We start from the raw sequence: 23,578 nt of genomic DNA on the forward strand, positions 1-23,578 counted from the left end.
GGAGTACAACGCGCTTGTCGGCGAGCCAGCCGCGCGGCGCGGGTGCCTGGTGTGACGTGGGTTGCGCGCGGCGCGGATGAGTCGGACAGTTATGGCTGGAAGAAGTTCACGGCGTCCAACACTGCGATCGTGATCGAGTACAACACGGTCCCGGCGGCGCCTACGTCGATGTCGGTGTCGGAGAACAAGCCGTGTGTGATTTGGTGCTGACCGTCCGACGATTGGTACGGCGACGCCGACGGTGTATGCGACGATGCGGGACGCTGATGCCGGCCAGAATCTTCGGGCGCGGTTTCAGTGGTGGACGACGAACAGTGTGCTTAAGGGCGAATATCTCACGTCGTTGCAGAATCCGGTGAACACGGTTTTCCAGGCGCAGGTGCCGGCCGGGATGTACGCCGATGGTGGTGACATTTCTTGGCGCGTACGCGCCGAGGACGGCACCGATGTCGGCCCGTTTTCGACGTGGTGCGAATACCACGTCGACGCCACCCACCCTGAACATTCTCCGACGGTGGCTTCGACGCAGTTCCCGACTGGTGGTCAGTTGGGGAATGGTGTTGGCCGAACCGGGACGTTCACGTTCGGCCCGAACGGTGAGGTGGGTGTTGTCCGGTACGCGTACGCGGTGAATTCCACCACGATGGATGTGAATCGGTCTGTGCCGGCGACCGGATTGGGGATGTTCGGCGCGCTGGCGTATACGCCGACGACGCATCGGGACAACTTCCTGATGGTGTGGACATTGGACGCTGCGAACAACCCGAGTCCGCCCACGCAGTATTTCTTTGTGGTGGACGAGCCGACACCTGTGTCGGGGCAGTGGCTGCTCAACGACGGCTCCGGATCCACCGCGGCGGACAGCAGCGCGGGCGGTGGGCATCCGTTGTCGTTGCCGGCGTCGGGGACGAGCTGGGCGGCTGGCCGGGAGGCCGGCGGTGTCGCTTTCGCTGGTGGTGTGGCGACGACAGGCGGTTCGGTGGTGGATTCGGCGAAACCGGTGACGGTTTCGGCGTGGGTGTCGCTGTCGAATGTCTCGGTGTCCTCTGCGGTGGTGGGTCTTGGTGGTTCGCGTACGACGGCGTTGTCGTTGCAGTACGCGGCAGGTTCGCATTCGTGGGTTCTGCGTTCGACCAGCGCGGACACTGATACCGCGACGGTCACGTCGGCTACTGGTGGCCCGGCGCCGGTCGCGGGGGTGTGGACGCATCTGGTGGGCTTGTATGACCCGGGCGCGGACGGCGCTGCGCAGTTGCGGTTGTACGTGAACGGTGTCCTTGCCGGCTCGGCTGCGGTGTCCGCTGTGTGTGGACCGCCGGCGGCGGGGTGCGGGTGGGCGGTGACCTGCAGGCGGGCGCGAATGTGTTGCTGTTGCAGGGAAGTGTGGATGATGTGCGGGTGTGGGACCGGGTGTTGACGGATGCGGAGATCGCGGCGTCGGCGACCGAGGCGGTGCTGGTGGGCCGCTGGGGTTTCGATGAGGGAACCGGTTCGACGGCGGCGGGCGAGTGGGTATGGGAAAGCCGCGACGTTGTCGAACGCGGCTTGGATTGAACGGCCGCCGGGTTTCGCTTTGGACGCCAATGGTACGAACTCGTTCGCGGCTACCAGCGGTTCGGTGTTGCGTACGGATGGCAGTTATACGGTGACCGCGTGGGCGCGGCTGGCGAATGCGTCGAAGTTCGCTGGCGTGGTGTCGCAGGATGGGTCGGTGTCCAGCGGGTTTATTTTGCAGTACGAGCAGGACACGAATCAGTGGTCGTACGTGATCCCGACCAAGGACGCGACGAGTCCGCCGTTGGTGCGGGTGAATTCGTCCGCGCCGGCGTTCGATGCGGGCGGCCCGTTGGAGTGGGTTTTCCTGACCGTCGTGTATGACGCGCCGCATAAGCAGTTGCGGCTGTATGTGAACGGCAACACCACACCCGATACGAACGGCAACGGCGGCCCGACGGTGATGCCCGCGCCGGCGACCATGTGGAACGCGACCGGGTCGCTGCATATCGGCGCGAGCCGCTACAACAGTGTGGTGACGAATTACTGGCCGGGCCAGATCGACGACGTGCGGGCGTACTCGGGTGTGTTGACCGACGATCAGATCTATGGGATTTTCACTGGCTCCGCTTAGAAAATAGCGCCTCTATCGGGCGCGGCTGGTTTGTGTCGTTTGCTTGTCGTTTCGGTCCACGGGCAAGTGTGTGGCCGCTTGGCAGTGGAGGTTCGCGGTGCGTCAACTGTTCACCGGCATGTCCTGGTACGGCGTTTTTCGGGGGTGCCCCCGTCTCGCCGCGCGCGCGCTCAGGCGGCGCGCGCTGATGGTGTTGGCGGCTGGGTTGGCGTTGCTGCTGGCGGCAACGTTGCCGGTGAGCTGGGATCCCCCCGGCCCGCCACCGCCGCGCCCGCGCCGACGGTGTCGTCGCTACCGAACCCGGATCGGCGGATCGCGACCCGCCCGCTGGCCGCGAACCCAGCTCCACCGGCGCCAGCGCGAGACGCTTTCACTAAGCCTGGGCCGGTGACCTGGCCGGCTGGCACGGCGACCGTGGACGTGCCTGGCGGCGATGTGGGCGGCAGTGCGCTCAGGGCTGGGGCGTTGCCGGTATGGGTGAGTCCTGTGCCAGCGGCGAAACCGGCCCCCGGGTCGCCGAAGGCACAAGCGGCTCCGGCGAATGGGCGCACGGTGCGGGTTACGTTCGCCGATCGGGCCGCGACGCGAAGGCCGGGATTCTGGGCGCGTTGCTGTCGGTCACCGACACCGGGTCGATTCCAGCGCCGGGCGGGCCGTCGAGGGCGAACGTTGTTCCGGATGGGGCGTCGGTGTCGGTTTCGGTGTCGTACGACGGGTTCAAGTACGCGTACGGCGGTGACTACGGCAACCGGCTCACACTGTTTACCGTCCCCGCCTGCGCTCTGAGCACCCCAGCGGCGCCAGCGTGCCGGCTGGTTCCGCTGCTGACCAAGAACAACTCCAGCAAGAAGACGCTGACCGCGAACGTGCCGGCATCCAGCAAGGGCACGTTCGTGGCGGCGGCCGGTACGACGGCGGGTGATTCTGGGGATTTCAGCGCGACCTCGTTGGCGCCGTCAGCGACCTGGTCCGCCGGCGGCTCAGGTGGGGATTTCTCTTGGTCGTATCCGTTGCGGGCACCGCCTTCGACCGGCGGCGCTGCACCGAAGTTGGGGTTGGGGTATTCGTCTGGGTCGGTGGATGGCCGGGTCGCGGCGACGAACAATCAGCCTTCGTGGATCGGTGAGGGTTTCGATCTGCGGCCGGGGTTCATCGAACGAAAGTTCCAGGGCTGCGGCGATGACATGACCGGCGGCAACAACACTGTCAAAACCGGTGACCTGTGTTGGCAGCGCGACAACGCGACCCTGTCGTTGAACGGGAAAGCCGTCGAGCTGGTCCATGACGTGAACCACCCGGATCAGTGGAAACTGCGGGTCGATGACGGCACCAGGGTGCAGAAGTTCATTGGCGCACCCAACGGCGACGGCGGCGCAGCCGGGCTCGGGCGGTGACGTGGGCGAGAAATGGGTGGTCACCACCCCAGACGGGACCCGTTACATTTTCGGCGAGAACCACTTGCCGGGGTGGACCACCGGGAAGCTGGAAACGAACTCGGTGGACACCGTCCCGGTGTTCGGGAACCAGCCCGGGGAGCCGTGCCATGCCGCGACGTTCGCGGGATCGTCGTGTCAGCAGGCGTGGCGGTGGAACCTGGACTACGTCGTGGACTCGAACGGCAACGCGCAAGGTTACTACTACAACAAGGAAACGAACTCGTACGGCCGGAACCTGGTCGCCACCGACAACACCCCCTACACCGCCGCGGACAATCTCGCGAAAATCGAGTACGGGTTCCGCGACGGCGCCGCGTATACCGGCGCGACGGCGCAGATCGCGTTTGATGTCACCGAAAGATGCGTCCCGTCCGGGTCGATCACCGCGCGCCGTCGAGCTGACGGCGGCGAACGCGGGGTATTGGCCGGATGTGCCGTTCGACCAGATCTGCGCGTCGGGTGCGACGTGCAGTAACCGGTTCTCGCCGTCGTTTTTTCGGATGGAAAATGCTGCGAAAATCACCACCAGGATCTGGGACGGGTGCGACGTGCAGTAAACCACACGTCGCCTGCCGCGATCTCCGCATCCGTCAACACCCGGTCCCACACCCGCACATCATCCACACTTCCCTGCAACAGCAACACACATTCGTCCCGCCTGCAGGTCACCGCCCACCCGCACCCCGCCGCCGGCGGTCCACACAGCGGACACCGCAGCCGAGCCGGCAAGGACACCGTTCACGTACAACCGCAACTGCGCAGCGCCGTCCGCGCCCGGGTCATACAAGCCCACCAGATGCGTCCACACCCCCCGCGACCGGCGCCGGGCCACCAGTAGCCGACGTGACCGTCGCGGTATCAGTGTCCGCGCTGGTCGAACGCAGAACCCACGAATGCGAACCTGCCGCGTACTGCAACGACAACGCCGTCGTACGCGAACCACCAAGACCCACCACCGCAGAGGACACCGAGACATTCGACAGCGACACCCACGCCGAAACCGTCACCGGTTTCGCCGAATCCACCACCGAACCGCCTGTCGTCGCCACACCACCAGCGAAAGCGACACCGCCGGCCTCCCGGCCAGCCGCCCAGCTCGTCCCCGACGCCGGCAACGACAACGGATGCCCACCGCCCGCGCTGCTGTCCGCCGCGGTGGATCCGGAGCCGTCGTTGAGCAGCCACTGCCCCGACACAGGTGTCGGCTCGTCCACCACAAAGAAATACTGCGTGGGCGGACTCGGGTTGTTCGCAGCGTCCAATGTCCACACCATCAGGAAGTTGTCCCGATGCGTCGTCGGCGTATACGCCCAGCGCGCCGAACATCCCCAATCCGGTCGCCGGCACAGACCGATTCACATCCATCGTGGTGGAATTCACCGCGTACGCGTACCGGACAACACCCACCTCACCGTTCGGGCCGAACGTGAACGTCCCGGTTCGGCCAACACCATTCCCCAACTGACCACCAGTCGGGAACTGCGTCGAAGCCACCGTCGGAGAATGTTCAGGGTGGGTGGCGTCGACGTGGTATTCGCACCACGTCGAAAACGGGCCGACATCGGTGCCGTCCTCGGCGCGTACGCGCCAAGAAATGTCACCACCATCGGCGTACATCCCGGCCGGCACCTGCGCCTGGAAAACCGTGTTCACCGGATTCTGCAACGACGTGAGATATTCGCCCTTAAGCACACTGTTCGTCGTCCACCACTGAAACCGCGCCCGAAGATTCTGGCCGGCATCAGCGTCCCGCATCGTCGCATACACCGTCGGCGTCGCCGTACCAATCGTCGGACGGTCAGCACCAATCACACACGGCTTGTTCTCCGACACCGACATCGACGTAGGCGCCGCCGGGACCGTGTTGTACTCGATCACGATCGCAGTGTTGGACGCCGTGAACTTCTTCCAGCCATAACTGTCCGACTCATCCGCCGCGCGCAACCCCACGGTCACACCAGGCCACCCCCCGCCGCCGCCTGCTGCTGGATCGCCGACAGCGCGTTGTACTCCAACTCACCCGCCGGACACGACGAGTCATATCCCTTCGCCGCGTTCACCGAACCCAGCTTGCGCATCCAACTCGGCTGCGAATTCCAGGTCGTCGACGAGGTGATCGCGCCGGTCAACCACAAATCCACCGGTCGTGCGGTACACGAGTACGAATAGGCATTCGTCACCCGCAACGTCGCCGACAGAATGTGCTTTCCGTTCACCGGGTCCGTCGCCAGCCAGAAGAACGACCGGTTCGTCTCCACGTCCCCCTGTTCCGACACATGCCCCACCCGAGCGACATTCTCCGACGAGTTCCAGTACGACGTGGTCGGGAACTTCGCCCACACGCTCGTCCACGCCCGCCGCCCCGCCGACACCGACGGATCCAGATACACCGGGAACTGCGTTCCCGTACCCGTCAGCATTGCCTGGTTCGGTGTGATCGTCAGCGCACTGGCCGACACGTCCACACCCATCGCCACCCGGTCCGGCTCGGTCGCCGGTGGGTCCGTCGCAGTCGGCGACTGTTTGGATGGCGCCGAAGGGCTGTCCCACATCGTCGGCGTCGGGGCATGGAACACCACATTCCCATTACCGTCACGGAAATCAATATCACCGGCGCGGTCCTTCACGGTCGACACGCCAGTAGCGGCCAACCCGAACCGCAACGCCTTCAGCGCAGGGTTGGACGCCGCTGTAAGCGTCTTGACGACCAGCACCTCGGTGTAACCGTCAACATCCGCGGTCAACCGCAAATCCACATCCGGCAGGACATTCGGGTACGTCGCCATATCACCCGACAACGACGGCGCCGGAAGCGAACCACCGGGCCAACTCAACGCCACATTCGCCGTGCCCGTACCAATCCGCACCAACGGACCCGAACCACCACCAGAAAACACCACCGAAGTCGGCGCAGCCGCCGCCGACACCGAACCATCCCCCGCACGCACAAGCGTCAGATCCACCGGCACCCAACTCGTGCCACGATGCACGCGTACCGGACGGGCATTCTCCGTCAACGTGAAACTGCCCGACGGATTAGCCGTCACCAACCGCGTCTCATTCGTCAACGCCGACACCTCAACAGGCGCGGCCGTCGCCTTCGCCCTCACCGCGGCCGCCGCCTCATCCAACAACGGCACCGCCGCCGCGGGCTTGCGCGGAACCGCCACCGGCGCCGCCGCAGCGGGCGCGCCCCACGCCGGCAGCACACCAGCCGCCACCACCAAGGCGGCCACACCAGCCACTGCGCGCGGCCTGGACAAATGAAGTAAACGAATCAGCGAACACCGTTCGCGACGCAGATGTATCCCGCGAATCCCCCGTGCCATGTTCTATTTGTCCTTCCTGCCCCCGCGACAAGTAGCAACGAGACGGTAGCCCACCGCGATGCCATCTGTCAGTAGGAAGGGAGTCAAATATTCTTTATCAACGCACCGATTGCCGACGATACGGCACGCCGTGAGCCATTAACCATTCAATGACCGTTTTATTCGTATCGACCGCTACCGTCACTTTTGTTAGGCTACCGGGCGAGGTTTTCACCCGGATTTGTCGAGTGACGATGCAATGAATTATGGGAGCGTCTCGCCTACAAACATCACCCTCCCCGTAAAGCCGAGATGGCCCACGCTGATGCATGGGCCATCTTGGGTGTTCTTACCTGCCGTTGGTGTTGGTGGCGAAGCGCACTCGGTAGCCGAGCGCGGTGTACTGGTAAATCACCACGTTGTGGTCGTTCTGGATGTCCAGCACGTTCGCCTCGCCGCCGGCCGAGGTGTTGGATGCCCACAGCGCCTGGTTCGCGCTGTTGTAGACGGCCAGATTCCCGTCGGACTGGAAGCTCGCCCGGCGGCCGTTGCTGCCGACCTGGGGAGCATTCCAAATGACGATGTCACCGGTCGACCTCGGCTTGACCACCAGCCACTGACCGGCATAAAGCGTCAGCCGGATTTCGGCATTGGCTGACTGGACGTAGCTGAAGTTGGTCCAGCTGATCTTTCCAGGGAAAAGACAGGCCCCGGGCGGCAATTCGGCCGTACTGCACTCATCCGCTGGTGACATCGGCTGCGTCACTGCGGCCGGCCTTGCGGCGACGTGAGTGGCGGCCGGAGATGCTGACGCGCCGGCCGGGTTAAGGAGAAGTGCAGCCGTCACCAGCAGGCCAGTGCAGGCGGTCACTAGGGAGCGAATGTGAGGGAGGTTCTTACTCTGGATCAATGCCGACTCCTTCTTCGAGGAAAGCTCGCCCTCCCTGTCTAGCGCTCGCACGTTGTACGGCATCGACACCCACGAACCGAACGACAAACCTCGTACAACCCCGCCGCCGCGAACTTGACGTTTTGGTAGTGAACATCGGTGTGCTGACAGCGAATCCGTTTGTCACCGAGGTGGGGGCTCGTCGGTGGCCGACATGGGGCGGCGGCCGCGGGGGCGAGGGGTCGGCCACAAGGGGGCGAGTGCCGCCAAGGCCGCCTCTGGGTCATCCGCGACCCAGCGCAGGCTGGCGCGAAGGAAGTCGTTCATCAGGCGGTCGCGGTCGCGCAACTCCTGCATGGCGGCCGCGTATTCAGCCTCGTCCGGGCGGAACTTCTGATGCCGATGAACCCGTCTGTCAGGCAACGCGCGCCCCTCACCCTCGGAAGTCTGTCTCGGACAAAGGTAAACGGCAGCACAAGCCCAACAAACCCGACGCGCGGTGAGGAGGACACTAGCGAATGATGCCTGCCGTACGAGCAGCTTGCAGCCAGGCCGGAAATTCGGCCAGCACCCGTTCGTAAAGCTCGCTGTCGGAGACCTTGTCCACATCGTCGAGGGCGAAGAAGCCGGCGTTGTCGACCAATCGGCCAGGCAGCTCGTCCAGTTTCTCCAACACGCCGTAGTCGGCCTCGCCGATCCCGACGAACTGCCAGAAAACCGGCTCGTGGGAAGCGCGGACCATCAGCTCCGCGATCTCGTCTTCCTCCACGAATCCGCCGTCGGTGAAGAAAAGTACGAGGGTCGGCAACGGTGACTGCTTCGCGCTGGCCAGCACCTCCGCGATGATCGGCAGCTCGTCATTCGTGTAACCGATCGCGTCGTAGTCGAGACCCTCATGCATGTCTTCCATGTGCAGGAAACGCTGCGGCCAGGTCTCCAACTCACCTACCCGCAAATCGGGCAGTTTCAGGAAGTTGTTGGCATAGAGATAGGCCTCCAGCGTGCCGTCCTCGTCCAACTGTACGGCCACCGGGACCATTCGTTCGACGACCCGGTGCACCACCTTATCCTCGTACGCGGAGCCCATCGACCCGGTCTTGTCCAGCACCAACACAACCCGCGCTCGCACGGCCGCTGCCTGCTTGGTCAGCAGGACCTTCGCCACCTCACGTTTGCGCAGGTCGAGCTTTTCCTTCTTTTTTCAGGGAGAGCTTCTCCTCGCCAGGAGCGGTACGCGGTTCGCTGCCGGACTCCGCCACGTCGATCCCGTGCTCCCGCAACACCGCTGACAGTCCGGCGGCCCAGCCCTGGGACACGTTGCGGATTTTCCAGCCGCCGGCCCGGCGATAGACCTCCACGAGCAACGCGGCCCGCTCCGACGACAGGTCACCGGCCATCGCGCGTACGGGATCGCCCACGCCGGAGACGGTGACGCCTAGCGACGGGACGGTGGCCAACGAGCCGGGAACCGAGTCGTCCAACGAAACCGCGACGGCCAACATGTCCACCTCCGCGGGGACTTGGCCGAGGTTGATGTCGACCGTGCTGCCGTCGGTGAGCCGGACCGCGCCTTCAGGGGAGGCCGGCTGATTGAAGAACACCAAGTCGTTGTCCGTACGCACCCGCCGATTTTCGGTCAACTGCAAGACAAACAGATCGACCGTACCTTGGCTGGCACCGGCTACCCCGATCCGCAGGCTGGTGCCCGACACTGCCGTGTTAGCGCCTCGACCCAGTTCCACTGCCACCCTCTCGCCGCCGGTTTACTTGCAGCGTAAGGGTGGCGCTCTCGCCGTTCAGCCGAGGTCCACGGAGTTTGCCCTTTCGGGCGCCAAAAACTACTCGTCGTCGTCGGTGCGGTAGCCAAGGTTGGGCGACAGCCATTTCTCGGCCGCGGCGACGGTCAGGCCCTTGCGGGCCGCGTAGTCGGTGACCTGGTCCCGGCCAATCTGGCCGACCACGAAATACTGCGACTGCGGGTGCGAGAAGTAGAGGCCACTGACCGAGGCGCCAGGCCACATGGCCATGCTCTCGGTCAACTCGATGCCAGTGTTGGTCTTGACGTCCAACAGCTCCCAGATCGTCTGCTTCTCGGTGTGCTCCGGGCAGGCCGGGTAGCCCGGAGCCGGCCGGATGCCGACGTATTTCTCCTTGATGAGCGACTCGTTGTCAAGCGACTCATCCGGCTGGTACGCCCAGAATTCGGTGCGTACGCGCTGATGCAGCCGTTCGGCGAAGGCCTCGGCCAGCCGGTCCGCCAGAGACTCCAGCAAAATCGCGCTGTAGTCGTCGAGCGCGGCCTTGAATTCCTTGATCTTGTCGGTGATGCCCAGTCCCGCGGTGACCGCGAAAGCGCCGACATAGTCGTGCAATCCAGTCTCCTTGGGCGCGACAAAGTCGGCGAGCGACCGATGCGGCACGCCCGGGCGGTGCTCGGACTGCTGGCGCACCTCACGCAGGGTCGTACGCACCTCGGCGCGGGTTTCGTCCGCGTAGACCTCAATATCGTCGTCGCCGACCATGCTCGCCGGGAACAGCCCGATCACGCCCGAGGCGCTGATCCACTTCTCTTCGATGAGCCGGTCAAGCATCTGCTGCCCGTCGTCCCACAGTTTGCGCGCCGCCTCACCGGACGCGGGATTGTTAAGGATGTCCGGGTATTTCCCCTTCATCTCCCACGCGTTGAAAAACGGCTGCCAGTCGATGTATTCGCGCAGTTCCGCGAGCGAGTAATCGTGGAAGGTCTTGACGAACTGGGTAGCCGAGCGGAGCGGTCGCTCGTCGTCGTGGTGTACGTCCGGCGCCTGCTGGGCCAGCATGCGCGGCCGCGGCGGGTGATAGCCAGTCCAGTCGATCGGCGTTCGATTTTCCCGCGCCTTGGCGATCGGGAGGATGACTTTGGCCTCGCTGCGGGCAGCGTATCGCTCACGCAGCGAGTCGTAGTCAGCCTGTACGTCCGCCAGCAGTCCCGGTCGCTGGTCGCCGGAAAGCAGCGCGGCGACGACCGGCACCGAGCGCGAAGCGTCTTTCACCCAGATGACTGGGCCGTGGTATTTCTTGTCGATCTTGACCGCGGTGTGCGCGCGGGAAGTGGTGGCGCCACCGATCAACAACGGGATGTCGAAGCCCTGGCGTTCCATTTCGGCGGCGAAGGTGACCATCTCGTCCAGCGACGGCGTGATCAGCCCGGACAGGCCGATGACATCGGCGTCGTTTTCCTTGGCCGCGTCGAGAATCTTCTGCGCCGGCACCATGACGCCCATATCGATCACGTCATAGTTGTTGCACTGCAGGACGACTCCGACGATGTTCTTGCCGATGTCGTGTACGTCCCCCTTCACGGTCGCCATAATGACCGTGCCGTTGCTGCGTCCGGCGTCCTCGGGCGACTTTCCGGCCTCGATGAAGGGAATAAGATACGCGACGGCCTTTTTCATCACTCGCGCCGATTTCACCACCTGCGGCAGGAACATCTTGCCGGCGCCGAAAAGGTCTCCGACGACATTCATGCCGGCCATCAGCGGGCCTTCGATGACCTCGATCGGCTGGCCGCCGCGGGCCTCGATGAGCGCGCGCAACTCCTCGGTGTCCGTCTCGGCGTAGTCGTCGACGCCCTTGACCAACGCGTGGGTGATGCGTTCGTCGACCGGCAGCTCTCGCCATGCCTCGTTGACGATCTCGGTTTTCTTGCCGTCGCCGGCGAACTCACCGGCGATTTCCAGCAGCCGCTCGGTGGCGTCCGGATGCCGGTTGAGGATGACGTCCTCAATGCGCTCGCGCAGCCGCGGATCCACCTGGTCGTACACGACAAGCGCGCCGGCGTTGACGATTCCCATGTCCATGCCAGCGGCGATGGCGTGGTAGAGGAAGACCGCGTGAATCGCTTCTCGGACGGCGTTGTTGCCACGGAAGGAAAACGAGACGTTCGAGACACCGCCGGAGATCAGCGCGCCGGGCAGGTTCTGCTTGATCCAGCGGGTCGCCTCGATGAAGTCGACGCCGTAGTTGGCATGTTCTTCAATGCCGGTCGCGACGGCGAAGATGTTCGGGTCGAAAATGATGTCCTCGGCCGGGAACCCGACCTCGTCCACCAGGATGTGGTACGCCCGCTCGCAAATCGCCTTGCGGCGCTCCAGGTTGTCCGCCTGGCCGTCCTCGTCGAAGGCCATCACAACCACGGCGGCGCCGTACTTTCGGCACAGCGACGCCTCCCGTCGGAACTTCTCCTCGCCTTCCTTCATCGAGATCGAGTTCACGATCGGTTTGCCCTGTACGCACCGCAAACCGGCTTCGATGACGGCGAATTTCGAGGAGTCGATCATCAGCGGCACTCGGCTGATGTCCGGCGGCTCGCTGGCGATCAGCTTGACGAAGCGGTCCATCGCGGCGATGCCGTCGATCATGCCTTCGTCCATGTTGATGTCGATGACCTGCGCGCCGTTTTCGACCTGCTGGCGGGCCACCGACAGCGCGGTGTTGTAATCGCCGTCCCGGATCAGGTTGCGGAACTTCGCCGACCCGGTGATGTTCGTACGCTCGCCGACATTCACGAACAGCGTCTCGTCGACGATGGTGAGGGGCTCCAGGCCGGACAGCCGGCAGGCCGGCGCACGCTCGGACGGCACCCGTGGTGTCACGCCGACCACGCACGCCGCCATCGCCGCGATGTGCTCGGGCGTGGTGCCGCAGCACCACCACCCAGCAGGTTCAGCAGCCCGCTCTCGGCGAACTCTCGTACGATCGCAGCGGTCTGGTCGGGCGCCTCGTCGTACTCACCGAACGCATTGGGCAGGCCGGCATTGGGATAGCAGGAGACGAAGCAGTCGGCGATCCGCGAGACCTCCGCCAGATACGGCCGCATCTCGGCCGCGCCGAGCGCGCAGTTGAGGCCGATGAGCAGCGGGTTAGCGTGCCGTACGGAGTTCCAGAACGCCTCGGTGACCTGGCCGGACAGCGTCCGGCCAGAGGCGTCGGTGATCGTCCCGGAAATCATCACCGGCCACCGCCGGCCGCGTTCCTCGAACAGCGTTTCCAGCGCGAAGATCGCCGCTTTCGCGTTGAGGGTGTCGAAAATCGTCTCGATCAGCAGCAGGTCGGCGCCACCGTCGACCAGCCCGTTCGCCTGTTCCAAATACGCGTCGACCAGCTCTTCGTACGTGATGTTCCGGGCGCCGGGATCGTTGACGTCCGGCGAAATCGACCCGGTCCGGTTGGTCGGCCCCATCGCGCCGGCGACGAACCGCGGCTGGTCGGGAGTCGCCTGGGTGACCGCGTCGCACGCCAGCCGGGCCAGCCGCGCCGACTCGAAATTCAGCTCGTACGCGAGCTCCTCCATGCCGTAATCGGCCAGCGAGATCTTCTGCGCGTTGAACGTGTTGGTCTCGACGAGGTCGGCGCCGGCGTCCAGATACGCCCGGTGGATCGCGCCGATCACCGCCGGCTGGGTCAACGACAGCAGGTCGTTGTTGCCCTTCAGATCGCGGTGCCAGTCGGCGAACCGCTCGCCGCGATATTCCTGCTCACTGAAGGTGTGCCGCTGGATCATCGTGCCCATCGCCCCGTCGAGCACCAGGATCCGCGAGCTCAACAGGGCCGTCAGGGCTTGGGTGGCGTCGGACCGGACCAGCGACGTTGCAGGCACAGGCATGTCCCCCGGGTGTTGTCAGCAGGGCTGGGTCAGCCTCGGCGTCCGGCTCACCAGCGCCGCCTCTCACCAGATGCACGAATGGTTTGTTAGCAGTATCCCATCCAGGCACGGTCAAGGCGCCATGCGTGCGGCGGACGTCACGAACAACACCCAACCCTGCCTTTCGGTAGTCACTCGACTACAGAAAGGCAGGGGGGGGGTGGCTAACAGACTTCGATCCGCCAGTTCCCGTCGGCGTAGAAGTCCGTGTACGAGCCGTACGTCCCGCCGGAGACCGGCCGGCAGCCCGGCGAGGCATAGCGGCCGACGGCCGGGATGAACACCCGGAAGTTCCAGGTCAGGTGACACTGATTACGGAGCGTGTAGATCATGTTCATGTCAACACCGGATTCCAGTCCGACCCGGACTCCGCAGAAGCCCGGATCGGCGGCGGCCGGCTGGGCCGGTTGGAGGGCGATAGCGGCGAGGGTTGCGACGGTGCCGGCGATGGCCAGGCGCGCGATTCGCCGCGGCCGGACAGGATGGGCGCTCATGTGGGACTCGTTTCTCCAAACGCTCGCGGTCAACTCGGTTCCGGACTCAGCAGACAACGAGATTCCAGTCGTCCGCCCAGATGGCGCTGTAGGTGTGCAGCGCGTACGGGCCGATATAGGCGCACGGAATCTCACTGCCGTGCACGAACACGACCTTGAAACTCCAGCCGATCGAGCACTTGTTTTTCGCCAGGTACGTGAAAATGCCGTTGGCGCCGGTCGGGTTGGAATTGGGATCCGGATAGGGCCCTTGCACGCGTACGCCGCAAAAACCTGGATCCGCCGCGGCCGGCTGCACTGGCAGCGTTGCGATGATCGCCGCCGCCGCGAGCAGCGCACACGCCAGCGACGTGCCTTTCCTGAATGTTGACCTCATCGTGTCTCCGCCTGTTTGTCGAGAGAAAACGCGGACGGCGACACTGTAGGCATGGCTGCCTTTCATTTCCCTTTCACTGGCCAGCCCGGGAGCAGGGGCTTACACGACCGCGGTGACCTCGACTTCCAGCAGCGCGCCGGGCCGGAACAGCCGGCTGACCTCCACCGTCGTACTGGCCGGCGGATCCGTGGGGAAAAGCCGTCGTCTTACGACCCCGTAGCCGGGCAGGTCATTGAGGTTGGTCATGAACGTACGAATATGTGCCACCGAGCCGAAATCGGCGCCGTGTGCGGCCAGGATCCCGCCGATCAGCTCGAAAATTCGCTCGGCCTGGGCGGTGATGTCGCCGGGGGCGACCACTTCGCCCGCGTCGTCGACGGCAATCTGCCCGGATAGTACGAGCAGAGTGCCGTCGACGCGGGCGACGTGCGCGAAAGGACCGACCGGTGCCGGTACGGTCGCCGGATTGTCCAATATCAGCTTCAAAGTCTCTCCTTGATCGGTACCTGAAGGAGAAACTAGCCACCCAGACACCCATGCGTCCAACGACGATTTCGCATCGCTGCCATGCCGTTACAGCATGACTACTACCTGGCCAGAGTGCACCCGGGCTGGTTCAGATCGATCTCGCTGCCGGCCTTCAGACAGGCCGGGATGCCGTACGTTTCCTCGGCGTAGCCGATGCCCTGATGGATCGTCACCCCCCGCCGGCCGCGTCCACCTCACACGGGTTGTCGAGCGTGCACTGCTCACCGTCTTCGTTGGTGGTGTTGTTGACGCCAACGACCTTGCCCGTTGTCGTCTCCACGACCGGGGAACCTGACGTGCCGCCAATGACGTGACAGGGCGAGGTGTAGCGGATCGAGTCCTTCCAGACCCAGTCGCTCTCATGCAGCTCGTACGCGAATCCGTCGATATTGCAGGAATACATCGCCCGCCAATAGCCGGACACCACATCGATGTGCACGCCGGCGCTGGGATGGCTGGCCGACAGCTCCAGCGGCGCGATCCCGTAGGTCTGCTGGATTTGCGCGTACGTCGTGGTCAGCTGGTAGATGGTCACGTCCGTGCCGGTCATCGTCGCGTAGATGACCTTCTTCGCCCGCAGCGTGCCGAGCCGGGACTGCCCGTTCTTGGAAAGCAGCGAGAAGGTCCGACTGGACGCCTGATTGGTGATCACCTGGCCGGGCCGCGGAAATCCGGACTCGATGCAGTGACCGTTGGTGAGCACCAGCGCCGGGTCGGTGAGTGCCGCGGTCGGCGTCTTCACCACCGAGCCCGAGCAGTTGGAGAGCGCCACGATGCCGTGGAAGTCGGTGGCAAGCACCGCCGGCGCGGGTGCCGCGCTGGCAGCTAGCCCAGTGCCCGGTGCGGCGGTCATCAGCACGACCGCGAAACCGCAGGTCATCGCTGCGAGACCCCATCTGCGCAAGGTCTTTCTCATGAGCACAACCTCCGGTCAGGCGTGGTGCGGGACGGGTGTCCTCATTCCGACAGGCCGAAGGCGCTGGAACAATAGGTAGCACTACCTGTTAAAAGCCGAACACACAGAGGCATCCTGCCCTGATGACGACAGCGGGTTGGCCGTTTCGCGGAGCCGGGATCCACGCAGTGTGTTGGGATCCCGGCTTCTACGATCTAGATGACGTCGGCATACAGATCCCAAACCGTGCCGAGAGGCCGGTCGTCCTCCACGCAGTAATACGTTCGCCATCGGCCGATGGCCTCACCACCGCTGCCGTAACGGTCGCAGGCATCCGGGCTGCCGAAACCGCCCACAACTTCCCAAAGCTGGGGTGCCGCCGGCGCGGCGGCGACTGTTGCCGATGGCAGCGCCAACCCAGCGGCCACCGAAGGGATGGCGATCGCGAGCGCTAGAGCTGTTCTGAGTTTCATGGGAAATCCTCGACTTTCGGTGCGATAGTGCCGAGAATGCGCGGACTGACCGCCGCCGGATGGTCCATCGTTTTAGTCAAGGAAAACGATTCCAACAAGTAGCACTTGTCATCATTCGGCCATGACGAATGTCAAGTCCACTGGCAGCGGCCAGCTTCCGACAGATGGCCACTCAAGGCCGCTCGACAGAGCGCGCTAGCGGGTGAGCGCGTCGGCGAGCCGGGACAGCTCGGCGACCACGTCGTCCAGTGGGGCGCGGTCGTCGGTGGCGCACCAGTCCTGCAGCAGGCCGTTGGCCGCGCCGACAAAAGCGCCGGCGGCGAGCCGGTAGTCGCGGTCCGCGATCTCGCCGCGCTCGATCGCGGCTTGCAGGACCCCACCGATCAGCGTCACCCAGCGACGCCGCCACGCCATCCGATGCGCCTCGATCGCCGGGTTCACTCCGACGATTTCCAGGTACGCGACGCGCGCGCTGCGCAGGTCGGAAGCGGTGCTTCGCGCGTACGTACGCAAAGCGGCCTCGACCCGCGCCGTCAAGGTGGCATTTCCCAGTGCTGCCACCGCTTTTTTGCGACCGCTTCGATCGCCTCGGTGTTGATCGTGTCGTACACCGTGATCATCAGCAGCTTCACGGCTGCCGAACTCCTCGTAATACTGCCGGGTCGACAGGTTCGCGACCTTGCAGATGCGCCCGACCGGCGCCATCGCGTAGCCGACCGTGCCAAACATCTGCAGCCCGGCGTCGACCAGCCGGCTCCGCCGGTCCGCGCGGCGCTCGGCGGCCGACCGTCCGGCGTATTGGCGCTGCGGCCCGGGCTGAGTCATGCGATCAACCTTAGAGGGCGCCGCCGGACCAGGGCGGCCGATAGTGCACGTGATCAGCAACGAAGCAGGGTCTTGTGGTCTGGGCCACATCAGGTCTACTCTCCGGTAACCACATTTCTGAAACGGCACCACTTCAGATTCACCCCCATCCCGCCTGGAGGCTGTCGTGCCCGCTCGAACCCACCGTTTTCTCGCGACCGTGGCAATACTCGCGGCCGTACTAACGGCGTTTTTTTCGCCGCCGCCACCCCAGCGAACGCCGCTCCGCACTACCTGGTGCTCGCGAACCTCGGGCAGGGCATCGCCGCCTCGACACCGAACCCGGCCGGGTCGCCGGCCGGCGTGAACGTGTCGTCGTGCCAGCCCAGCGCGGCCCACCCCCGGCCGGTCGTGCTGATTACGGGCACCTTCGGCAACATGATCGACGACTGGTCCGGCCTCGGCCCGACGCTCGCGAACCGCGGCTACTGCGTCTACAGCACGGTGATTGGCGGCAGCCCGTCCTCGCTCATCCAGACCATTGGCGCGGTCGCCACCTCAGCGGCTCAGATCGGCACCTTCGTGACCCAGGTGCGATCGCGTACGGGCGCGGCTCAGGTCGATCTCGTCGGGCATTCCCAGGGTGGCCTGATCGGCGAGTACTACCTCAAGAATCTCAACGGTGCCAGCAAAGTGCACAGCTTCGTTGGCCTCTCCCCGACCACCCACGGCACCACTCTGGACGGGCTTGCCCTGCTGGGTAAGGCTTTCGGCATCACCGACGTGATCGGCGCGGCCTGCCCGGCCTGCGGCGACCAGGTGCCGGGCTCCGCCGTGGTGACCGCGTTGAACGCCGGTCCGGTCGCTCAGCCGGGGGTCAGCTACACGATTATCGAGACCAGGAACGAATTCGTGGTCACCCCGGCTGGTACGGCCGCCTTCATCGCCGAGCCTGGCGTGACGAACACGTGGGTGCAGAACTCGTGCCCGTTCGACGCCGTCGACCACGCCAGTCTCTCGTACGACAAAGGCGTTTACGACCTCGTCGACAACGCATTGGATCCCGCGCATCCGCAACCGGTTCACTGCTGCTTCTAAACGATATTAAGGACAGCACGCGAGGGGCCATATCCCTCGCGTGCTGTCAGTTGGCTAGCTAATCGTATAGCTGTACGGGATCGCCGCCAGCTCGTCTCCGGCCGGTTCGGTGCTACCCGAGTCGTTGTATTCGAATCCGGATTCGGTCGAAGTGCTGCCCACGACCAGCGAATCCACATACACCGTGCCGGAAACGGTGGTGCCCGAAGGCCCGGTGGGAGTGATGTTCGCGGTCAGCGTCACCGTCTGTCCAGGTAGGACGGTGACCAGGTGCATCGAGGTCGCGGGAGTGACCGAGGTCTGCCAGAAATCGGTCGCGTCCGGAACGACGTTCGCGTCAAAGGGCGCGGCCCGTACGGTCGCGGACAGGTTCGCCGTCGTGGTGGTCGGTGCCGCGAACGGTCCGATCTGTACGACGTTGGCCGCCCACACGCCGTTCGGCAGCGGACTCCCGGTGATCGAGCCGGTCGCGGTGGTTCCGTTGGTGGTCGACAAAGTCACCGGATCACCGGATTCCGGGCCGTAGTTGAGGCCGATCGGCGCCGACGCGGTCGCTGTCACGGTGAACTGCGAGCTCTCGGTCGGCACCAACCACGCCGGCGAGCTTTCCGAGGAATTCAACGGAGACTGGAAATTGGTCTGCGGCTCGACCGGCGCCAGCGTCAGCGTGCTGGTCGTGTTCAGCCGTGGATCAAGGAAGAAGTTCATTGGCTGGGTCCCAGTGTTGGTCACCGGAACGGTGATCCCCACCGGTTTTTTCGCGGCCAGCGGCCGTTTCGTTGCCGTACGAACCGCGGACCCGTCGACCTTCACGGTGTTGAAGGTGACCGAGCCGGTGAATGGCTGCGACACCTCGTCGCCGACAACGTTGCCCGGGAATCGGATGACCAAGGTCCATCGACCGGCCTGCGGCGCTCGTGCGTACGCGTCGGTGCCCAGTTGCGGACTGAACGTGCCGACCCGAGTGGTCGGGTTGTACGCCGTGGTCAGCTGGTTGCTGCCACTTCCCACCGCGTAACCGGACGGGGCCACCAGCTGGGTTTCCACGGTGTCGCCCGGATCGTTGGTCAGCTTCACGCTGGCCTTCAGGTTCGACACACCGGCGGGCACGTCGAACTGGTAGTAGTTCGCCTGGCCGTCGTCGCTGTTGAAGTTGTTTCCGCCGGTCAGGGTGCCGGTGAAAGCGCCGCCGCTGGTCGGTTGGACGAGGCCGCGCATGATTATCGGCAGCGAGCTGTGCTGCCCTCCACTGCCATTCACGACCAGCGCGCCGCTGGAGTCACCCGCACCGGCCGGCGTGGTTTCGGTGACCGTCGCGGCCCGGCTCGCGCGCCCGGAGCCAACGTCATAGTGGCTGGGCTGACCGCGCCGAAAGCCGCGGTGTTCGCGACATCCGCCTGGAATTTCACCGGTCCGACGGTGCCACCGGAGGTGGACACCGCACTGAACATGACCGCCGTCCAGATGCCCGCGGCCGGTAGCACCACATCGGCGCTGCCGTAGTTGCCATCCGGCCCAATGGCCTGCGGAATCGAGTTCGCGGCCAGTTTGCCTGTCGGATCAATCAAATCCAGTCGTACGCGCCCGTTGCCGCCAGCATTGGCCGCGGACTGAAAGGCGATCGAGCCCTTCAGTCTTTGTACGCCGGCGGGCACTGTGAAGGTGAATTTACCAAAATTGTCGTTGGTGCCATTCCAGTCGGTGAAATGATCGCTGGCCGAGTCGCTCAACGTCACCGTGCCGGTGCCCACGGTCCGTGGTGTCCCGAACGTACGACCGCTGAGGTTGACCGTCTGAGTGCTGGCGCCGGTATTCGTGACGTGCACGGTGAAATTCTGCTTACCACCCGGTGCACCCACCGAGTTCAGCTGGCTCTGGTCCACCAGCACCGAGGAACCGGTGTTGCCCTGCGCGGCCTGCACCGCGCGGTACGCGTCGACCTGCCCGGCACCCTGCTCGTTCGAGGGCGCAGTGAGGTCCTGCGCGGTGCTCGTCACGATCTGCTTGATCTGTGCTGGCGTCGGGCTCGCCCCGCCGTGACCCTTGCGGTACGCCTGAATGACCAACGCGGCCGTACCCGAGACGAAAGGCGCCGCCGCGCTGGTGCCGCCGCTACGGACCACACTGGAGGCTTTGCCAGTGAAGTCAGCGCAGTCCAGGTAGATCGCCAGATTTGGCGTACACACCGCGAAGGAGCCGTCCCCAGGTGCCAGCAGGTCGAGAGTACGACCAGACTGGGTGAAGCCGGCCGAAGTGATCGCCGAGACGTTGTTGTTCAGCCAGCCGGTGGAAAACTGCCGCGCGCCGGTGTAGTTGGTCTGTTCCTGCCAGCGAAAGTCGGTGCTGGCGCCCACCGAAATGATGTTCGGGTCGGTGGAGGGCACGTCGATGGTGCTGTTGGTGCCCGCGTCGCCGGTCGCGCCGACAATGGTGACACCTTCGCGTACGGCAGCGTCGTTGGCCTGTTCCACCGCGTTGAGCGCGGCCACGTCCGGGAACCGGCTGGAACACCACCGATTCGTTCAGTACGTCGACGTGGTCGGTGGTGACCGCGTAGTCGATTGCCTGGATGTAGTTGGCCTCGCTGAACTCGGCATTCGTACCGAGAACTTTGTAGCCGAAGAGCGAAACACCAGGAGAGACGCCCTCGACCCGGATATCACACGTGCTGGGCAGCGGATCGGCGCTGAAGTTCTGTACGTCGTAGACCTGCCGGCCCTGCGCGGCAATCGCGCTGGCATCCAGGAACGACTCGCTGTCGACGTTTGGCGCGGCCGCGCCCTCGCCGGAAAAGTCCTGGAAATTGGCGAAGACCTTGCTGCCGTCGGCCCGGATGAAGTCCGGGTTGTTCACGTCGATGCCCTCGGCGATGAACCCGACCTTGACCCCGGCGCCGGTGAATCCCAGTGACCGTGCGGTTTTTCGCGCGGCCGGATCGGCGGAATCGGTGTTGGTAGTGGAAAGGCCCTCCGGCTCCAGCTGGGTCTGCCCTGCTGGCGCGCAGGTCCCGGCCGGCACCGTGCCGCTGGCGCTGCCAGCTTTGCGGCTTGGCGTTTTGGCCGGCTGAGCCACTTTCAGCAGCCGGTCCGGCAGCACCTGGGCGACATTCGGGTTCGCCGCCAACCGGGTCGCCTCGGCCGCCGAAACGGTCGCCGCGACCGCGTTGATCAACTGGTAGCGGCGCAGGTTCTTGGCATGCACCTGGGTCAGCTCACTGACCAGTGGCGCCTGGTTGCCAGCGATCGCCTGGGCCCGGCTGAGCGCGGCCGCGCTGCCTCTGGCGGCTGCGCCCGGCTGATTGCGAAGAAGCACGATCACGGAGGTGCTGGCGTTGCCAGGGGCGATCGTCAGCGCGCTGACCTCCGCCGCGGTCAGTGGCTGGGCGCCGGCCGCGGTGGCCGGCCCGCTCAGCGCGGTGGCCGCGGTCAATGCGGCGAAGGCCGCGATCGCGGTCATCGCGGTGGTTCTCTTGCGTGACATGAGGTCCCTCGGGGTAACGGCAGAAAAAACGCCCGCTTCCCCGGCTCCGCCCGCCGCCCCGCGACGAGCCCCTCCGGTGCAGCGGAAGAGGACAAGTCAAGGTAGGCGCGCGTCTTGTTACGCCGCTGTCACCACGTTGTCATCGCCTTGCCAGGCGTGATCTCACCGTCCGTGGGATATCCAGCACGTCGACCGCAGCACTGTATCCCGCACTCGACGTCGAGTGCGGGATGAAGTACGACACTCAGCGACCACTCCGGGCGAGGTTGCCCTCCGACCGCGCGGCGAGGCGCCCGCCGACGATCCGCAACGCCAGCGGCAGCCCGCCGCAAGCGCTGATCAGCGCCTGGCTCGCGTCCAGGTCGGCGGCCAGCCGGCCAGCATCCACCCAGCACGACAGCAGCTCGTTGGACTCCACGGTCGTCAGCGGCGGCACCGCGCAGTCCTGCGCGCCCTCCAGCCCAGTCAGCCGGCGCCGGCTGGTCACGATCACCGCGTTTCCGGCCGTACCCGGCAGCAGCAACGGCCGAACCTGCTCCGCGCTGGCCGCGTCGTCCAGCAGGATCAGCACCCGCCGGTCCGCGAGCAGTGCGCGCAACGTGGCCGACCGGCCGGACACCGACGTGGGCAGCTCGTTGGCCGGCTGGCCGGCGGTGGCCAGCAACTCGGCGAGCAGGTCTTCGGGCGTACCCGGATGCCCGCTGGCGCCGTCCAGCCGGACGTGCCACTGGCCATCTGGGAACGCCGTTCGCATCCGGTGCCCGACCCGGGTCGCGAGAGCGCTTTTTTGCCCACTCCGGGCAGCCCGGCGATCACCAACACCGGCGGCCCCGCGGACGCCGACAGGAGCTGTCGCTGGAGCTGCTCGACGAGGTCGCCGCGGCCGACGAAATCGTTGATATCAGCCGGAAGTTGACAGCGCACCCGCCATGGCACCTGCTGCCCGCCCACGCCGGGATGCCGGCCACGGTCGCGGAGCGGATGAAGGACGGCGAGCGAGTCGCGCAGTTCGCGCAGCGCCGCGTTGGCGCGCGACCCCCAGCTCGGTCCGCAACGCTTTGGCCATCTCGTCGTAAACACCGAGGGCGTCGGCCGTACGACCGCACCGGTGTAGCGCGACAATCAGCCGCTCCCACAGAGATTCACGCAGCGGGTAGCGGCGGGTCACCTCGCGCAACTCACCCACCACCTCGCCGTGCCGGCCCAGCTGCAGATCCAGGTCGGCCCGTCGCTCCACCGCCCGCATCCAGGCCAGCAGCAGGCTCGGCGCCACCTCGTCGCGCAGCCGCTCGGACTCGATGTCGGCCAGCGCCGGCCCGCGCCACAGCGCGAGTGCCTCACGCAGCAGTGCCAACTCCTGCGTCGGGTCGCGGTCGCCAGCCACCCGGTCGACCGCCTTCAACAGGTCGGTGAACCGCAGAACATCCACGCAGTCGCTGGAAACATCCAGCTGGTAGCCGTCCGCGGTGGTGATCAGCCGGCTCGCGCCAATCACCTGGCGAAGCCGTCGGACGTACGTATGCAGGGCCGCCCGGGACCGGCCGGACGCCTCTTCACCCCACGTCCATTCGGCGAGCGCGTGGCTGGACACCGGCCGTCCCGCCGAAAGGGCGAGCGCGGCTGTCAGGCAACGCTGCCGGCCGGCCGCCACGTGCACCGGCCGGCCGTCGACGGTCAGCTCGAACTGCCCGAGCAACCGCACCGAAATCACTGGTTCGCGCTGCATCGCCGGCGCCGCCCAATGGGTCGTTTTGACAAGTTTTTCCCGCAGGTCAACAGGTAGTTAGGCCTACGACAGTTGCTTACCAGCCGAACCGGGATGGTCAAAGCCCCTGGGCCGCCCACCCGGCAATCCGCACGACATTGGCCGCCGCCGCTGACAGTCGATGAAAGGTCAGTGACAGCGAGTCGGTCTTCACTGCTTTTGGCGCTGTCATGAGAAGACAGAGGAGTGCCCGGTATGCATGGAATTAACGCGCAATC

Annotated in this window: 28 protein-coding genes and 1 pseudogene; 9 read left to right on the forward strand and 20 right to left on the reverse strand. The window is 65.3% G+C overall.

The genetic code is table 11. From position 1 onward, the window contains the following. From GNX96_RS57485 to GNX96_RS35005, 7 genes are all read left to right on the forward strand, one after another. On the forward strand, positions 1–210 hold a 210-nt coding region (locus GNX96_RS57485), incomplete at its 5' end, for a hypothetical protein (protein ID WP_279582266.1). A gap of 43 nt (positions 211–253) precedes the next feature. Further along, complete coding sequence (locus tag GNX96_RS34980) at positions 254–1,417, forward strand: LamG domain-containing protein (RefSeq protein ID WP_163572160.1); 1,164 nt, start codon at positions 254–256, stop codon at positions 1,415–1,417. Beyond that, on the forward strand, positions 1,399–1,554 hold the full coding sequence (locus GNX96_RS34985) for a hypothetical protein (RefSeq protein WP_163572161.1): 156 nt from the start codon (positions 1,399–1,401) through the stop codon (positions 1,552–1,554). The genes GNX96_RS34980 and GNX96_RS34985 overlap by 19 nt, the downstream gene beginning before the upstream one ends. Then, positions 1,532–2,128: a LamG domain-containing protein gene (locus GNX96_RS34990; protein WP_163572162.1), complete on the forward strand. Its 597-nt coding sequence runs from the start codon at positions 1,532–1,534 to the stop codon at positions 2,126–2,128. Before GNX96_RS34985 ends, GNX96_RS34990 begins: the two co-directional genes overlap by 23 nt. 97 nt (positions 2,129–2,225) lie before the next feature. After that, positions 2,226–2,519, forward strand: a complete 294-nt coding sequence (locus tag GNX96_RS34995) for a hypothetical protein (protein ID WP_163572163.1) — start codon at positions 2,226–2,228, stop codon at positions 2,517–2,519. Between the two features lie 82 nt (positions 2,520–2,601). Continuing rightward, entirely contained in the window at positions 2,602–3,522 is a 921-nt protein-coding gene (locus GNX96_RS35000) for a hypothetical protein (RefSeq protein ID WP_163572164.1), read from the forward strand. A 1-nt stretch (position 3,523) separates the two neighbouring features. Further along, on the forward strand, positions 3,524–4,039 hold the full coding sequence (locus GNX96_RS35005) for a hypothetical protein (protein WP_163572165.1): 516 nt from the start codon (positions 3,524–3,526) through the stop codon (positions 4,037–4,039). A gap of 141 nt (positions 4,040–4,180) precedes the next feature. Here GNX96_RS35005 and GNX96_RS57490 read toward each other — a convergent pair whose 3' ends face one another. Genes GNX96_RS57490 through GNX96_RS35020 form a run of 3 tightly spaced genes read right to left on the reverse strand, consistent with a single transcriptional unit; the run spans position 4,181 to position 6,527 of the window. Further along, positions 4,181–4,540, reverse strand: coding sequence for a LamG-like jellyroll fold domain-containing protein (locus GNX96_RS57490; RefSeq protein ID WP_279582267.1), 360 nt, complete (start codon positions 4,538–4,540; stop codon positions 4,181–4,183). Next, the gene (locus tag GNX96_RS35015; RefSeq protein ID WP_163572167.1) at positions 4,423–5,520 is read right to left on the reverse strand and encodes a hypothetical protein; all 1,098 of its coding nucleotides are present in this window, start codon (positions 5,518–5,520) and stop codon (positions 4,423–4,425) included. Before GNX96_RS35015 ends, GNX96_RS57490 begins: the two co-directional genes overlap by 118 nt. Continuing rightward, positions 5,517–6,527, reverse strand: a complete 1,011-nt coding sequence (locus tag GNX96_RS35020; RefSeq protein ID WP_279582268.1) for a DNRLRE domain-containing protein — start codon at positions 6,525–6,527, stop codon at positions 5,517–5,519. The genes GNX96_RS35015 and GNX96_RS35020 overlap by 4 nt, the downstream gene beginning before the upstream one ends. A gap of 55 nt (positions 6,528–6,582) precedes the next feature. Here GNX96_RS35020 and GNX96_RS35025 point away from each other — a divergent pair, with 55 nt between their 5' ends. Beyond that, a complete protein-coding gene (locus tag GNX96_RS35025; RefSeq protein WP_163572169.1) occupies positions 6,583–6,831 on the forward strand; it encodes a hypothetical protein in 249 nt (82 codons plus the stop codon). Between the two features lie 390 nt (positions 6,832–7,221). On the opposite strand, the gene GNX96_RS35030 is transcribed toward GNX96_RS35025, so the two are convergent. The 12 genes from GNX96_RS35030 to GNX96_RS35075 form a co-directional block, all read right to left on the reverse strand. Next, on the reverse strand, positions 7,222–7,719 hold the full coding sequence (locus tag GNX96_RS35030) for a hypothetical protein (protein ID WP_279582269.1): 498 nt from the start codon (positions 7,717–7,719) through the stop codon (positions 7,222–7,224). Between the two features lie 225 nt (positions 7,720–7,944). Beyond that, the gene (locus tag GNX96_RS35035; RefSeq protein WP_163572171.1) at positions 7,945–8,184 is read right to left on the reverse strand and encodes a hypothetical protein; all 240 of its coding nucleotides are present in this window, start codon (positions 8,182–8,184) and stop codon (positions 7,945–7,947) included. 88 nt (positions 8,185–8,272) lie between these two features. Continuing rightward, positions 8,273–8,926: a vWA domain-containing protein gene (locus GNX96_RS61655; RefSeq protein WP_313885852.1), complete on the reverse strand. Its 654-nt coding sequence runs from the start codon at positions 8,924–8,926 to the stop codon at positions 8,273–8,275. 1 nt (position 8,927) lies between these two features. After that, positions 8,928–9,503: a TerD family protein gene (locus tag GNX96_RS61660; protein ID WP_313885853.1), complete on the reverse strand. Its 576-nt coding sequence runs from the start codon at positions 9,501–9,503 to the stop codon at positions 8,928–8,930. 96 nt (positions 9,504–9,599) lie between these two features. Next, complete coding sequence (gene metH, locus GNX96_RS35045; protein ID WP_390624222.1) at positions 9,600–12,419, reverse strand: methionine synthase; 2,820 nt, start codon at positions 12,417–12,419, stop codon at positions 9,600–9,602. Beyond that, entirely contained in the window at positions 12,395–13,408 is a 1,014-nt protein-coding gene (locus GNX96_RS65620; protein ID WP_390624223.1) for a homocysteine S-methyltransferase family protein, read from the reverse strand. Before GNX96_RS65620 ends, metH begins: the two co-directional genes overlap by 25 nt. Before the next feature lie 203 nt (positions 13,409–13,611). Beyond that, a complete protein-coding gene (locus tag GNX96_RS35050; RefSeq protein ID WP_163572172.1) occupies positions 13,612–13,941 on the reverse strand; it encodes a hypothetical protein in 330 nt (109 codons plus the stop codon). A 46-nt stretch (positions 13,942–13,987) separates the two neighbouring features. After that, positions 13,988–14,317, reverse strand: coding sequence for a hypothetical protein (locus GNX96_RS35055; RefSeq protein WP_163572173.1), 330 nt, complete (start codon positions 14,315–14,317; stop codon positions 13,988–13,990). Positions 14,318–14,416: 99 nt separating this feature from the next. Further along, entirely contained in the window at positions 14,417–14,803 is a 387-nt protein-coding gene (locus GNX96_RS35060; RefSeq protein ID WP_163572174.1) for a RidA family protein, read from the reverse strand. Between the two features lie 211 nt (positions 14,804–15,014). Continuing rightward, positions 15,015–15,761 carry a S1 family peptidase gene (locus tag GNX96_RS35065; RefSeq protein ID WP_279582270.1) on the reverse strand — a complete coding sequence of 249 codons (747 nt, stop codon included), beginning with the start codon at positions 15,759–15,761 and terminating at the stop codon, positions 15,015–15,017. A 194-nt stretch (positions 15,762–15,955) separates the two neighbouring features. Continuing rightward, positions 15,956–16,213, reverse strand: coding sequence for a hypothetical protein (locus tag GNX96_RS35070; protein WP_163572175.1), 258 nt, complete (start codon positions 16,211–16,213; stop codon positions 15,956–15,958). Between the two features lie 195 nt (positions 16,214–16,408). Continuing rightward, a complete protein-coding gene (locus GNX96_RS35075; RefSeq protein ID WP_163572176.1) occupies positions 16,409–17,038 on the reverse strand; it encodes a TetR/AcrR family transcriptional regulator in 630 nt (209 codons plus the stop codon). 276 nt (positions 17,039–17,314) lie between these two features. On the opposite strand from GNX96_RS35075, the gene GNX96_RS35080 reads away from it, so the two are divergent. Then, positions 17,315–18,115, forward strand: a complete 801-nt coding sequence (locus GNX96_RS35080) for an esterase/lipase family protein (RefSeq protein WP_163572177.1) — start codon at positions 17,315–17,317, stop codon at positions 18,113–18,115. Positions 18,116–18,169: 54 nt separating this feature from the next. On the opposite strand, the gene GNX96_RS35085 is transcribed toward GNX96_RS35080, so the two are convergent. From GNX96_RS35085 to GNX96_RS35110, 5 genes and pseudogenes are all read right to left on the reverse strand, one after another. Further along, the gene (locus GNX96_RS35085) at positions 18,170–19,375 is read right to left on the reverse strand and encodes a hypothetical protein (RefSeq protein ID WP_279582271.1); all 1,206 of its coding nucleotides are present in this window, start codon (positions 19,373–19,375) and stop codon (positions 18,170–18,172) included. Further along, on the reverse strand, positions 19,372–20,604 hold the full coding sequence (locus GNX96_RS35090) for a S8 family serine peptidase (RefSeq protein ID WP_313885854.1): 1,233 nt from the start codon (positions 20,602–20,604) through the stop codon (positions 19,372–19,374). The genes GNX96_RS35085 and GNX96_RS35090 overlap by 4 nt, the downstream gene beginning before the upstream one ends. Before the next feature lie 31 nt (positions 20,605–20,635). After that, positions 20,636–21,595: pseudogene (locus GNX96_RS35095) on the reverse strand (protease inhibitor I9 family protein); the annotation flags it as partial. Between the two features lie 244 nt (positions 21,596–21,839). Beyond that, on the reverse strand, positions 21,840–22,349 hold the full coding sequence (locus GNX96_RS35105) for an NB-ARC domain-containing protein (protein WP_163572182.1): 510 nt from the start codon (positions 22,347–22,349) through the stop codon (positions 21,840–21,842). A 147-nt stretch (positions 22,350–22,496) separates the two neighbouring features. Further along, positions 22,497–23,321 (reverse strand): AfsR/SARP family transcriptional regulator, encoded by an 825-nt coding sequence (locus GNX96_RS35110; RefSeq protein ID WP_163572183.1) that lies wholly within the window; start codon positions 23,319–23,321, stop codon positions 22,497–22,499. Positions 23,322–23,578: the final 257 nt, after the last annotated feature.

It is taken from the genome of Fodinicola feengrottensis (assembly GCF_010993775.1).
GTDB lineage: Bacteria > Actinomycetota > Actinomycetes > Mycobacteriales > HKI-0501 > Fodinicola > Fodinicola feengrottensis.